The sequence below is a fragment of the Acinetobacter sp. 70_2 genome (assembly GCF_056736115.1).
In genome coordinates, this window is record NZ_JBWZIP010000015.1 from 1,206,763 (window position 1) to 1,219,896 (window position 13,134).

A 13,134-nucleotide genomic window follows, 5' to 3' on the forward strand; every position below is an offset into this window, starting at 1 on the left:
ATAAAGAGGCATGGATTCAGATTCCAAAAATAAAAGGTAATATAAACTTGCAATAAATTACCTTTTTGGTAATATTTATCTCGTAGACAACAAAAAAGCACCCCGACCTTCGAACTTCTGGGTGCTTTTGCAAAACTGCGAGGTAAGTATGAAACAAAACCCTATTCCTAGTCAAACCACATCACGCCTATATCAACACCCTACTGTTGAAGAACAGCGCCCTTCTCGTTTCGCCACAATTAAAGCGAACGTTATCGACTTCCTTATATTCATTGCCCTTTCATTCATTCTTTGGGTAATTGCTGTAACTGCAGCATCTTGGATTATGGGAGGCTGATCATGACTAACTCAGCATTAAACCTATCTGAACGCCAACAAGCAGTTTTGCACACTGTTATCGAAATTAATAAAGAAGGCAAACAACCGTACACATGGCAAGTTGTAAATCGCATGGCGGCTAAAGGCCACCAAATTACTGAAAAACAGTGTGCCTATGATCTAGGTGTAATTATTCGCACTAAAGGTACAGGTGTATTTTCTGCAAAGTTTGATAGCAATCCTAAAGTTTGGATCTATGAAGAACCAAAGGGAGCAGCTTAATCATGAATGCTCAATTCAAACTGCATCCAGATGGCATAAAAGCCTATATCGGTCATGACCGCTTAACTGGTCTTTACACTGTGCGTATCGGCTGGACTGTATATGCAGCTAATGCAAACGGCAGTGTGCTGTACACCGTAAAAGGTGAAGTGAAGACTCCTTTAAATGTTGAAGACTTTAAAACGAATCGCCCTAAGGTTTATGCAACCTTAATGAATGAGATTAGCTTCCAACGTAAAAAAGCATTAGCAGTTGCCTTACAACTTAGCAACATCCCTTCATATGACCGCAAAGCTTATAAGAACAAGCGCGGCTTTACGGGCAGTCGATAGGAAATTTTGAATATGTCAGTTTTCTTTAAAAAAGCAGAACGTAAAAACGCAAAACTACGCTTGGCTATTGCGGGCCCGACTGGTTCAGGTAAAACATACACAGCATTAGTTTTAGCTAAAGGTATTGGTGGTCGTATTGCTGTTGCAGATACTGAAAATAGTAGCGCTGAACTATATGAAGATCTGGTTGAGTTTGAACATGCAAATATTCAACCGCCCTACACACCTGAGAAGTTTATTGAGGTCATTAAGGCTGCTGAAAATGCAAACTTCGATACTCTAATTTTAGACAGCATTACACATGAATGGTCTGGTGTAGGTGGATGTCTTGAAATTGTTGATCAACTAGCTGCTGGCCCTTTCAAAGGTAACTCGTGGGGTGCGTGGAGTCAGGTTACTCCGCGTCACCGCAAATTTATTGATGCAATGCTTCGATCTAGTATCAACATCATTGTGACCATGCGTTCAAAAATGGAAACAGTTCAAACCAACGACAACGGCAAAAAGAAAGTTGAAAAAGTTGGTATGAAGGCTGAACAGCGTGATGGTATCGAATATGAATTTACGACTGTTCTTGATCTCACTCATGACAACATTGCTGTAGCAACTAAAGACCGTTCACGTCTATTTTTAGAACCACGCCAGTTAAGTGAACATGACGGTGTTTTACTAAAACAATGGCTACTCTCTGGATCTGCTAACGCATGTATCACTGGAAACCAGTTTATAGAGCTTGAGCATTTGATGCTGCAGGCTGGTATTGATATTGAGAAGTTCTGTCAAAAGCGGAGCCTTAATAGCTTGCATGATGTGAAACAACAAGTGTTTGAAGAGACATGTGAAGGTATTAAAAAAATCATTCAGCAGACACAACAAGCTCAGCAAGCAAATGAGCAGCGACTGATTGAACAGCAAGAAAAGACTTTAGAAAGCGAATATCAAATAGCGCTTAAACACATCGAAGCCGCTCAGTCACCTAATGATTTGGACTACTCAGCAAATTACTTCAAAGGGACCAAATACGAACAGAACATACTTAACGCCTGCACCGCAAAAAAGGACATGGAGGGTTGGAGCGCTTAAATACCTATATCTTTAGGTATGTTGCTAAATTACACGGCAACGGCACTCTTAGAGGTCGCATTGAAGCGACCTCTGCCCTCCACGCTAAACAACGTGTTATGCAGAGCAATGAGCTGATAAAGGATGCTCATATCTCTTTACTCAAGAATCAGGCTTCTGCCCGTAAACAGGCTTTTGATGCCATGGAGGACTAACTATGAGCTTCCGTTATTCATCCTCAGCCCGAACTCTAATTGTGTTCGGCAACCTAATGAACCATTACTACGACAATGTGAACCCGTCTCAAATCGACAACTTAGTTGATGAGGCGAAATTTAAAGAAGCAACTTGGAGAAAGTAAGGAAGACCTATGGCTTGTCTAATCAAAGTATCTGAGTTTATTAAAAGGGTTTACGGCGGCAAGGATGCAACACCTCCAGCCCCGCAAACCATTACCCGTAGTTGCCGACGTGGTGAATTACCGGCCGAACAAATTGGCCGAATTTGGTACATAGATTGGGAAATTTACCGAAAACGTACCGGTAATGAACTCGTAGACCGAGTGTTAAGAGGTTGAGATGGCAAGGCCTCGTAATACAAAGAACAAAGACTTACCCGCTAATCTTTACCGTGGCCAAGGTAGTGCGTGGCGCTACCGTCACCCTGTAACGGGTAAGTTCCATGCAATGGGTTTAGATAAATCAAAAGCGATTACAGCAGCTCGAAAATTAAATGAATTACTCATTCCTTCAGATGACCTAATTGGTAAAGTCATGGGTGGAGTATTTTTTGGTGAATTTGCAGATGACTATCTAGCGAATAAACGACGTAAAGATGGCAAACCAGTAGCCAGCACAACAATTGAAAGTTATAGATCTTATCTGGAAAGATGCAAACTTAAATGGGGTGATTTACGAATAGACCAGATTACTCTTTTTATGGCCAATCAACTTCTAGATGATATGACAGCATCCTCCAGCAACGGGTGCCGTGGAGTTTTAATTGATTTATTCAATGTTGCTGTGAGTAAGGGCTTATGTCCAGATAATCCAATTGAAGCGACGATGCCTAAACATATAAAACGGCAACGTAGAAGACATACATTGGAAGGTTTAGAGCTTGTTCGTAAGCACTCTCCTACATGGCTTCAAAATGCGATTGATTTAGCCTTACTAACCACACAGAGACGAGTTGATATCCTGAAAATGAAGTGGACCGATATTCAAGATGGCTACTTGCACGTTGCTCAGGAAAAAACTACTGATAACCCTGAAGATGAGTTTGAGATTTCTGAAGGTGCCGGTTATGTGAGGATTAAAATTGATAATGAACTGCAGCAAGTTTTAAATCGCTGTAAGGATAAAATTGATAGTCCCTTCATTATTCACCGGGTTCCTGTGAAAGAGGGTAAAAAGAGAAAATATGAAAAAGAACATTGGACCCAAGTTGATAATCAGTATTTATCATCTAGCTTTTTAAAAGCAGTTAAGAAGTCAAATGCATATCCAAATTTAACAGGTAGACAATTACCGACCTTCCACGAAATTAGAGCACTCGCTATTTTCTTGCATAAAAAAGCGGGTAAATCTGCTCAGGCATTAGCTGGACATACGAGTAAAAAAATGACTGAACATTATGAAGCTGGACATGAAATTATATGGAATGATGTAGATGTAGGTATTAAATTACCATTTGCCGAAGTGACATAAGATTGGGTTGCAAAACCCTTTCTTAAGTTATTGTTTTCTAATAATTCTATATGTTCGAAAAGTTCTATAATAATTAAAATAAAAAATATAATAAAATGTATTAAAATCAATGGGCTTAAAATAAATGCTAGATATAACTTCTCCCTAAAGAATAAATACTAGGTTCAATAAAATTACCAAAAGATATTTAGGTTATCCCAAACCTAAAATGATAAAAATCACAGTATCTATGAGTGGTAATAGGTAAATGAGCTTAAAAATAAAATATCACTAAAATATTTAAAAACAATCTAATTTATTTAATTTTTAAAATAGCAATAAATTACAGTAATTTACATTGATTGAGTGGTAAAATACAACTATTTTAGAAACCATTATTTTTTAATAAAACTTATTAATTATTGAGTAAATTAAATTAATATCTCTATATTATTTAATAAAGATAATTAAATAATATATTTTTTAAATTAGTTTAATTACATCATTAAATTAACTTAATGAATATTAAGGAGGTTAACTTCTCATTACTAAATACATTCCATCCTTTACATTAACAATTAAGCAGAAATTTTTTATGCGAATAATTAGATTTTTCATCAATAGATTAGGGTCTAATCATGGCAAAGGCGTTAAAATATAAAACTTTAATTACTGCGATCAACCTACGAGTCCAATAAAGATGAAGAAAAAGATGTTGTTTATAGGAAGTATATTGTTGACTTCTTTATCTACCTCAGCTGCACCATTAAAGTTACCCGATGACTGGACTCAAAATACTCAGCCATTTCAAATTACTGAAAATATATACTATGTAGGTACTCATGGTCTTGCAGCTTATTTGTTAGCTTCTGGTCACCAAGCCCTATTGATAGATACGGGCCTTCCAGAAAATACAGAGCAAATAGAGCAGAACATTAAACAATTAGGTTTTAAGTTATCAGATGTAAAAATTATGGTTACGAGCCATGCTCATTGGGACCATGTAGGTGCACTTGCACGCATTAAACAAGATACTGGTGCTAAATTAATTGCAATGCAGCAGGATGTTAAGGCTTTAGAAATAGGAAAACCTATAGGTGAAAACACCTTCCAAACTATTCCTTTTACTCCAGTTAAAGTTGATAAAGTCATTCACGATGGAGAAGTAGTTAAACTAGGGAAATTAAAACTTAAAGCTACTCTTACCCCGGGCCATACTCCGGGTTGTACAACTTGGTCAACTGAAATTAAATCTAACGGTAAGAACCTAACTGTTGTTTTCCCTTGCAGTCTCTCTGTAGCTGGTAATGTTTTACAAAATAATCATCAGTATCCAAATATTGTTGCAGATTATCGTAAGAGTTTTGAGCGTTTGAAAAATATGAAGGCAGATATTGTGCTTACTAGCCATCCAGAAGTTGCAGATGTCTTGGGCAATAAGGCGCGTAAAGATGCTGGACAAACCAATGCATTTATTCAACCAGAAAAACTTTCTAGTATTGTAAAAGATGCGGAAATGGCGTTTGAAAAATCACTAGTTAGTAGTCATCCATAAACATTAAGTTGTCATATTTATATTTGATAAAAATTTAAAAGCCCTGATCATGCAGGGCTTTTTTAGAAGCTGTAATATAATCGCCCTTTACTATTTTCCTGTTCAAGTTATATCTAATCAAAAATTATAATATTGGTTAAACTTGATATTGATCCGCTTTCAAATTGGGTTGATCTACAAGTAATTCAATAAAAGATGGAATTGATGTAGTGTTAAGCAAATATGGATTAAATTCATCAATATGATGATGAAAAAAGAAATCTTTTATTTTTGTATTGATAGGAGCAAATTTCATACTCCAATGTTTAAATAACCGTTGTTCAGATGGTTCCAAAAAGATGATCTCGCAGTTTTGATGCCTCGAATCTTTCAAAATTGATTTATAGAACAGCGCCTCAACTTGTTCTTTCTCTCCTTCTAAGTATTGTAAGAAGTACCCATTACCATAGTAAAGCACACCAGTAATGTCATTTTTAGAATTAAATTTGACAGCTTCTGTAAGAATATCAATTAAATCTTGTTTTATTTGACTATGTTCACTATTGGTTTTACTTGCATACATAAAGCCTATTAAACTCATAGCGATAACTCGAAGGTAAATGTCAATGGTGCATTCTGACACTTACATACTATCCTTACAATGCAACCTACTTAAAACCTTGTATTTCAAAAGTAAAGATTATTAACATTTTGAAAATGACAAACTTTAACAAGCAGAAATCTTTTGTAAATGAATGCCAACTTAATCAACTAAACAGATACTTTTAATTTTAGTAAAATTAAAACTGTCTTTAATTTGTGGATGTCTAATGGAGAACCATGAAATCACTCTTCAAGACGAACATCATAAACAATTTAAGATTGTCAAAGTTCAAGATGTTCGTTTTGATAGTAATACACTGACTCATAGTTACCAATGGTTATGGGTATTTGATCATAGTTCAGAGTTTTTCCCATTTGAACTATGGGATCAACTTGACAATGCCACCGTTCATCAAAAAATAAGACTGAATAATCAGGTCTTTAAGATTATCAAGATTCTGACAAAGAAAACCAAACTACGGTATTCCTGAGTAAACATTTTTCTATTATGTTTTAGATAAAATTACTAATTTATTCATTTGCGGTACGTAGCCATGGCGTAACTGTTAACCCTGTAAGTACTCCTTCAGGACTTAAAAAGCGAGTAACTGACTGCCCCCATGGTTCTAAACGATTATTTACCAGTAGTTGATATCCTTTAGAAATCATATGAGCTGAAGCTTGATTAATATCCTCAACTTCAAACTCAATCCAACTTTGAGGAACAGTAAACTCCTCGGACCATTCTTTTCGACCAAAGCAGGACTCTGCTGCTTGATGTAATGGCCACAATGCAAAGTGTTTTACACCGCCCAGCTCGCCATCTTCTGTACTCATATAAGATTCATTACCTTCCATCGCTTTTATTGGAAGGTTTAATGTGTCTTGATAGAGTGCTTTACTCTCTTCATTAACTCTTGTAATTGGTCCAAATCCAGCAACAAAAAGTACTTTGATAGGAGACATTTTTAATAACTCATTTTTATAAAGTAATAGATTCTTTTATACTTGAAATAATTCATTTTTTAAACATTAATTATTTTCTTGCTAATTTATGCCTAAATATTTTAAGGATCCTCTTATCACTATCATCACGTCAATCATACATAATTTATTTTCTGATTTTTAAAAATGATCATTACTATTTCTTTTAGAAGAAATTTTAGAAAAAATTGCCAGAGAATGTTTAAATATGCCGACAAAAAAAACCTCGCCAATGCGAGGCTTAAATGTTCTAAAATTTATTTACTCAGAAGCTTCTCAACATTCTTTTCAATTAATTTTTTGCTTTGATTATTCATTAAATAAAAGTAAAAAATTAATCCAAAAAATACTGCAGCATAAAGAATAATAGCCCATATGTACTTCAATATATTTTCAAATAACATATGATTCATCATATCTACATCAATATTAATTCCAAAATTATGTACATATCGACTTAAAAACAAGGCAATACAATAAATTAAGATAGGAACTGCAAGAATTCCTGTCCAGATGTTAATTTTCTTTTTCTTAACTTCCAGTTTCTCAAAGTCATCCTCACCAAAATATTTTTCAATCTCAATAACTTGTTTGTTTAAATCATCTTTTAAAGAGATAGGTAATCTCCTATCTTTAATATGATATTGAATGTCTTTTAATATTTCCGCATTTTCCAGAGATTCACCTAAAATTCTTAAATTTCCCATAAATAACCATAATGCAATCAGTAAAAAATAGGGATTTTAGTAGAAATTCTATATGAGAAACGGCTTTTTAACATAAAAGTAATAAATTAACTTGAATAAAAAATCCAGAAGGTACTTTAAATTTTCTAAACACTTTCCTGTTTCCAGTAATTTTAATAAGATCAATTTTTATGAAGAACTTGTATTAAATTAGAGAAGTAAAAGAGAGTCATTTTAGTAATTGTTTTTAGATTAACTCTAATATTACCGATAGAGAAAATTTTATTTATACAAGCTTTCGCTAAAAATATTCTGTAGATAACGGACTGGAGTAGTACCTGTATGTTGACGGAAAAAAACGATAAATGCACTATCACTGATAAACTCCAGTTGTTGCGCCACCTCACTTATTTGTATACCTTCAGATAGCATTTCTATTGCTCTTAATAATCTCCATTGTTGTCTCCAGTTCTGATAATTCATTCCTGTATCACGAATGAATATTCGGCTAATAGTACGTTCGCAAGCACCTACTAGCTGAGCCAGCTGACCTAAACGTGGAGGTAGTTCTCCCATACGGACGTGCTCTAACCAAGATTCTAGACGAGCATCTGATGGATACATTAATTGCCAATTTTCACTTCGTGCAGCACATATCTCTTCACAAAACAGTAATTAAACTTGCTTGTTGTTCAGCCTGCATTCCCCATGGCCAAAATGCCATTCTTTCAATTACTTCAAAAAATAATGGATTGACTTCAACAATCTGTACTGGCAACTGAGATAAATTTGATGTTGGTAAAAAATACAGTGAGCGGTAAGCCATTACACCACGCATGATCGCTCGATGAGTTATGCCTGCAGGAATCCATGCAGCACGTCGTGGTGGAAGTAAAAAAGTCATTTTATCTATTTCTATTGTGATACTACCAGCAGCCGAAAAAAGTAACTGATGACGAAGATGACAATGCTTACCAGAATCATGTTTTCCTATATCTGATGCAATACCAATCACTGGATCAGCGAAAATATCTGGATCAAAAATACTATCTGATGCAATTTTCAAAATCTGTCCAATAATTAATATATTCAGTCCTTATTATGATAATCAGACTTTTATCTTTCAAGAATAATAACCTTTAATATTCATTTATTAAGACATTTTATGAATGCCATACATCGTCCACCCTTGTGGCTTTTAACACTTCTGATAATGTTCCCTCAACTAGTTGAAACTATATACAGCCCTGCACTACCTTACATTTCCCACTCATTTGCAGTTAATAGTAAACAAGCAGCTCAGACGCTTTCAGTTTATTTCATCGCTTTTGCTATAGGTGTAGGGTTATGGGGATGGTTAAGTGATCAAATTGGTCGCCGCTCTGCCATGATGTTAGGACTTATCTGTTATGGGGCTGGGACACTATTAGCTATTACAACAGTAAATTTCAAATTTTTGTTATTCGCACGTATGATTTCAGCTTTTGGCGCTGCCGCTGGGTCTGTTGTAGTACAAACCATGCTTCGGGACAGTTATGAATCGACAAAACTAGCAAGTGTATTTTCCCTTATGGGAGCCGCACTAGCTATAAGCCCGGTTTTTGGTCTAATAAGTGGAGGATGGTTAGTAAGTCATTGGGGTTATATAGGCGTATTTATTGCCTTGTTTTTACTTGCCATACTCTTGTTAATACTAAGTGCTGCTTTTCTTCCTGAAACTCAGTCTCACCCAATAACTCACACTCGCATACGAACATTAGCTGCCCGTATGTTCCTTGATAATTCGCTTTGGCAAAATGCCATGCTAATTGCCTTGTTTAATACAATGATTTTCAGTTATTACAGCCTTGCCCCATTTCTTTTTAAACAACTTGGCTGGAGTTCAGAAAAATTTGGCTGGACAGGATTATTATTAGCAATCTCTTCTCTTATGGGTAGTTTACTAAATCGAAAGCTACTTGCCTCAAATATAGAACCAGAAATATTGGTAAGACATGCTTGTTACATCACAATGTTATCAAGCATGATTGCTTGGATATTACAAACAACCGTATGGATCTTGATTCCGATGGCTGGCGTCGTTCTAGCCTATGGTATTGCCATCCCAAACATACTTAGTCAGGCACTGCGTCATTATCGAGAACAAGCAGGAAAAGCTGGTGCGTTATTCGGCTTAACGTATTATTTACTGTTGGGTTGTATGCTTGGACTTGCTGGGCTAGTACAACAGTTAGGCCTTGTTCTTACAGTCTGTGCATCGGTAGCCTTAATTCTTAAAACAAGACTAAAGTATGACCAATATAACTAGCTAACTATAAGTTTTAACTGTTGTAAGATAAATCATATTTTCAATTTACTTCAGAGGTTTATTATTTCTACCATTGGTAAGTTTAGCTAAATGAAAAATATGGATCTAAAATTTCTTATATTAAGGGTAATGCTTCTAAGAACGGCTTCAATTGCATAAAGAATAATTTTAAAGCAATTAATAATTCTTAGTTCAATTAAGAAAAAACCCACTTAACAATGAGTGGGTTTAATCAAAACTTAATGAACATTAATTTTAATCAACTCATTGGTGTAGAAATTTTTAATCTCTTACTTCATTCGAGTTAGTCTTAAGTTAAAGTCAGATGGAAGTAAGATTCGATATTCGATCTCCGCTCCAGGTTTGACTTCCGTTTCTTGAGAAGTTGCAATATTCGGGCACATTCCTGCACCTGTTTCTAATCTAAAAATATAATATTTAGGCTCAAGATAAATTGTAGCGATTTCATTTGAGCGAATTGAAAATACCTTTTCATTATTAACATAAATATCATGAGTACAACCAGAGCCTAAAAAACCTTTATCTCTTAAAAAAGTAACTTTTGCTTGTTCAGGGGTCTGTTTCTTTAAATACTTTTGATTGTAAATTCTTTCATTAGGTACTGATTTTGCAATATTTGAAACAACTGGAGCTGTTGAACACCCAGTTAAGCTTAAAACTAATCCTAAAAAAAATATCTTTTTCATGATATTACCCAATATTGTTAGAGGTGGAATTTAACATCTCATGCATTAAAAAACCACCCGAAGGTGGTTTAATCAATTTACAAACTATTATGAACTCTACACTTCAGTTTTTAAAGCAGGCCTTGGTGGTAAAAACTCAGTTTTTATCAATTGGTCTGTATCATGTAGCTCTAAACTCACGGGACCTAAGACATATGGAGCTAACTCGTAAATCTGAAAATCAAATGTAATCCCACCTGATTGGTTAATATAGAAATTTTCACTTACTTTAAAGTCTTCTTTACTAATATAGGGTTCCATATCTTTTTCTTGACACCAATATTCGTATTGTTTCCATAATTCGTCTTTAAGTGCATTCATTTTTCCAGTGACTACAATATCTTTTAATCTAATCCGTTCTTTACTTTTTAAATCAAAAACATAATCTTCAAAAGTGGATATGCCATGTGCTCCACCAGAATATTCCGAGCTAACTTTTGAAATTTGCACATATTGACCAAACTGTCCATTAAAGCGATAAACTACACTATCTGACCAATTATTAAGACCTTCAGCTTGGGTTTGATTTAATTGCTTTTGCTTTTCTGATGGAGGGGTAAAAGCATCTGCATAATCCTTTCGGATTTCTTTATCAATTATTTCATCAATCCAATTAATATTACTTTTAAGTGCAATAGCTTCTTTAGAAGTACATACAATCCCCTCTACATCTGGATTATGCCCACAAATTTTGGGCTGTTCAAACTTCACAACAAAATTGCGCGCTATCATGGCAGGAATAGCATTCTCTTCTTTTGGAGGCAGTTCTTTCACGTTTGTGATTGCTGTATTTTCTACTTTATCTGTAGTTTTTTCTTCTGCTTTTTTGACGCAACCACTAAATATAAATGGTATCAACACTAAGCCAAGAACATTTTTATTCATCAATTTTACCTTTGCACAATTTCATTTATCTTTTAAATTAAGTTCTAAAGAATTTAAACTTCACAAATATTTTAATTGAATTAAGGGCGACTTTATATGTAGATATATTTTTTTGCATAGTAGTATTTATTTTATTTTTATAATTCAATAGAATACCCAGATAAATATTTATAAGAAAATGAAAAACTATGTGGCTTAAATTTGTCTTGTATCCTCTTGGTATGTTTGTACTGTGGCAAACTATTTTTCTAATCGAACAGGTTTTCTTAGAAAGCTTAAATACACCAAAATTACTTTTGACTATAATTACACTCATTATAAATTGGGGGATGCAAATTTTGATCGGATATAAAATTGCTCAATTAGCACCAAAACATAAATTGATAGTAAGTACGACCTATATTATCTTTTTCACGTTTATGATCACTATCTATTCTATAAATATATTATTAGAGGGTTTGAAAGTTGCCCCTCAAAAAATTTGGATGGGTTATTTATTCTTTCACCTAATTGGCATGTTCATATATTTTGCAAATAATAAGGATGAATTTTGCTGGAACGACTTACTAAAGTAGCTAGTATTTTTAATAGCTATTGCTTGTTCTATATTAAGTAAGAATTTGATCATTCTTTTTCTTAATTTTTTGTCAAAAAACATCATACTAGGCAAATTTTCGTATAAATTACCCTTCAAGGTAAGTTGAGTAATCTAAAGGTAAGAAATGACGCTTAAACAATTAAAAGCTTTTTTAGCTCTTGCACGTACTCTCAACTATGCCAATGCTTCTTTAGAGCTACATCTAAGCCAATCTGCTTTAAGCCTCACCATCAAAAGCTTAGAAGAAGAATTAGGCGGCAAACTCTTTAACCGTAATACTCGCCGTGTTGAGCTTACCCAAGAAGGCAAATCCCTCATTCCGTATGCTAAAAAATTACTCGCCAATTGGGATGAGATGGAAAATGATGTTAAACAACGCTTTAAACTTAATCGGGGAACTTTAAGTATTGCATCTATGCCTTTTGTGACTCATGCAATTTTACCTGAAGTAATTCACCAATTTTTAGCTGTTCACCCAAATCTTAATTTTTCAATTCACGATATTCCAAATGAGACCATTATAGAAAAAGTACAAGATGGTATTTTTGAGCTTGGTATTTGTTTTGAACCAGATCTCACAGAAGGCTTAGAATTTAAGCCCCTATTTGAAGAAGATTTCTTGGCTCTATTGCCAAAGACTCATCCACTTGCTCAATCATCTTCTATTACATGGCATGAGCTTTGTTCAAATCCATTCGTGACCTTACAGAAACCTTCAATTGTTCGTTATTTAGTTGAGCAAAACTGTTTGCGGAATAACATAACGCTCGATTTAAAAGTTGAATGTCATCAAATTTCATCACTCTCAAGTTTTGTGGCTTATGGTATTGGAGTAAGTGCAATTCCTAGACATTTCGCAAAACACATTGATAAAGAACATAACGTGTTGATTGAGTTAAAGGATGAAGCTATTCATAAGACTGTGGGAATTGTTTATAAGAAGAACTTCGAGATTTCAAATATTTCTACTCAATTTATCGAGGCTTTGATTCAATATAAATTTTAAAAAATTAAAGACTGTCTTTTAAGATGAATTAAGCACACGTTTAAGATAAATTTATTAATTATTATAATTTTCAGTTAATTATGATAATTAATAAATATTTTT

17 protein-coding genes and 1 pseudogene are annotated in these 13,134 nt (G+C 34.3%); 12 read left to right on the forward strand and 6 right to left on the reverse strand.

Annotation, left to right across the window (positions count from 1 at the left end; all coding sequences use genetic code 11):
- The first annotated feature begins 148 nt into the window (after positions 1-148).
- From AC1PJ9_RS14720 to bla, 8 genes are all read left to right on the forward strand, one after another.
- A complete protein-coding gene (locus AC1PJ9_RS14720) occupies positions 149-337 on the forward strand; it encodes a hypothetical protein (protein WP_311087695.1) in 189 nt (62 codons plus the stop codon).
- Between the two features lie 2 nt (positions 338-339).
- Positions 340-600: a hypothetical protein gene (locus tag AC1PJ9_RS14725; RefSeq protein ID WP_311087696.1), complete on the forward strand. Its 261-nt coding sequence runs from the start codon at positions 340-342 to the stop codon at positions 598-600.
- A gap of 2 nt (positions 601-602) precedes the next feature.
- The gene (locus AC1PJ9_RS14730; protein WP_311087697.1) at positions 603-932 is read left to right on the forward strand and encodes a hypothetical protein; all 330 of its coding nucleotides are present in this window, start codon (positions 603-605) and stop codon (positions 930-932) included.
- A gap of 12 nt (positions 933-944) precedes the next feature.
- A complete protein-coding gene (locus AC1PJ9_RS14735; RefSeq protein ID WP_311087698.1) occupies positions 945-2,015 on the forward strand; it encodes an ATP-binding protein in 1,071 nt (356 codons plus the stop codon).
- 196 nt (positions 2,016-2,211) lie between these two features.
- A complete protein-coding gene (locus AC1PJ9_RS14740; protein WP_002045195.1) occupies positions 2,212-2,355 on the forward strand; it encodes a hypothetical protein in 144 nt (47 codons plus the stop codon).
- Between the two features lie 9 nt (positions 2,356-2,364).
- The gene (locus tag AC1PJ9_RS14745; RefSeq protein ID WP_005047321.1) at positions 2,365-2,571 is read left to right on the forward strand and encodes a hypothetical protein; all 207 of its coding nucleotides are present in this window, start codon (positions 2,365-2,367) and stop codon (positions 2,569-2,571) included.
- 1 nt (position 2,572) lies between these two features.
- Complete coding sequence (locus AC1PJ9_RS14750) at positions 2,573-3,703, forward strand: phage integrase Arm DNA-binding domain-containing protein (protein ID WP_311087700.1); 1,131 nt, start codon at positions 2,573-2,575, stop codon at positions 3,701-3,703.
- Between the two features lie 679 nt (positions 3,704-4,382).
- Positions 4,383-5,237 (forward strand): putative subclass B3 metallo-beta-lactamase, encoded by an 855-nt coding sequence (gene bla / locus AC1PJ9_RS14755; RefSeq protein ID WP_134261692.1) that lies wholly within the window; start codon positions 4,383-4,385, stop codon positions 5,235-5,237.
- A 136-nt stretch (positions 5,238-5,373) separates the two neighbouring features.
- Here the strand turns inward: bla and AC1PJ9_RS14760 are convergent, their stop codons facing one another.
- Positions 5,374-5,817 (reverse strand): BLUF domain-containing protein, encoded by a 444-nt coding sequence (locus AC1PJ9_RS14760; RefSeq protein ID WP_311087701.1) that lies wholly within the window; start codon positions 5,815-5,817, stop codon positions 5,374-5,376.
- A 229-nt stretch (positions 5,818-6,046) separates the two neighbouring features.
- Between AC1PJ9_RS14760 and AC1PJ9_RS14765 the strand changes: the two genes are divergently transcribed.
- Positions 6,047-6,310 carry a hypothetical protein gene (locus tag AC1PJ9_RS14765; protein WP_013197966.1) on the forward strand — a complete coding sequence of 88 codons (264 nt, stop codon included), beginning with the start codon at positions 6,047-6,049 and terminating at the stop codon, positions 6,308-6,310.
- Between the two features lie 40 nt (positions 6,311-6,350).
- Here the strand turns inward: AC1PJ9_RS14765 and AC1PJ9_RS14770 are convergent, their stop codons facing one another.
- The 3 genes and pseudogenes from AC1PJ9_RS14770 to AC1PJ9_RS14780 all read right to left on the reverse strand — a co-directional run bounded on the left by AC1PJ9_RS14770 (position 6,351) and on the right by AC1PJ9_RS14780 (position 8,555).
- The gene (locus AC1PJ9_RS14770; RefSeq protein ID WP_311087702.1) at positions 6,351-6,785 is read right to left on the reverse strand and encodes a VOC family protein; all 435 of its coding nucleotides are present in this window, start codon (positions 6,783-6,785) and stop codon (positions 6,351-6,353) included.
- A gap of 275 nt (positions 6,786-7,060) precedes the next feature.
- The gene (locus AC1PJ9_RS14775; protein ID WP_311087703.1) at positions 7,061-7,510 is read right to left on the reverse strand and encodes a DUF6097 family protein; all 450 of its coding nucleotides are present in this window, start codon (positions 7,508-7,510) and stop codon (positions 7,061-7,063) included.
- Positions 7,511-7,771: 261 nt separating this feature from the next.
- Positions 7,772-8,555 (reverse strand): annotated as a pseudogene (locus AC1PJ9_RS14780) (AraC family transcriptional regulator).
- Between the two features lie 78 nt (positions 8,556-8,633).
- Here AC1PJ9_RS14780 and AC1PJ9_RS14785 point away from each other — a divergent pair.
- A complete protein-coding gene (locus tag AC1PJ9_RS14785; RefSeq protein WP_311088059.1) occupies positions 8,634-9,797 on the forward strand; it encodes a multidrug effflux MFS transporter in 1,164 nt (387 codons plus the stop codon).
- A gap of 290 nt (positions 9,798-10,087) precedes the next feature.
- Here AC1PJ9_RS14785 and AC1PJ9_RS14790 read toward each other — a convergent pair whose 3' ends face one another.
- Together AC1PJ9_RS14790 and AC1PJ9_RS14795 are read right to left on the reverse strand one after the other, a co-directional pair.
- Entirely contained in the window at positions 10,088-10,504 is a 417-nt protein-coding gene (locus AC1PJ9_RS14790; RefSeq protein ID WP_086496229.1) for a hypothetical protein, read from the reverse strand.
- A gap of 96 nt (positions 10,505-10,600) precedes the next feature.
- Positions 10,601-11,428, reverse strand: a complete 828-nt coding sequence (locus AC1PJ9_RS14795) for an RsiV family protein (RefSeq protein ID WP_311087704.1) — start codon at positions 11,426-11,428, stop codon at positions 10,601-10,603.
- A gap of 188 nt (positions 11,429-11,616) precedes the next feature.
- Here AC1PJ9_RS14795 and AC1PJ9_RS14800 point away from each other — a divergent pair, with 188 nt between their 5' ends.
- The gene (locus tag AC1PJ9_RS14800) at positions 11,617-12,003 is read left to right on the forward strand and encodes a hypothetical protein (RefSeq protein WP_311087705.1); all 387 of its coding nucleotides are present in this window, start codon (positions 11,617-11,619) and stop codon (positions 12,001-12,003) included.
- A 147-nt stretch (positions 12,004-12,150) separates the two neighbouring features.
- A complete protein-coding gene (locus AC1PJ9_RS14805) occupies positions 12,151-13,032 on the forward strand; it encodes a LysR family transcriptional regulator (protein WP_049065395.1) in 882 nt (293 codons plus the stop codon).
- Positions 13,033-13,134: the final 102 nt, after the last annotated feature.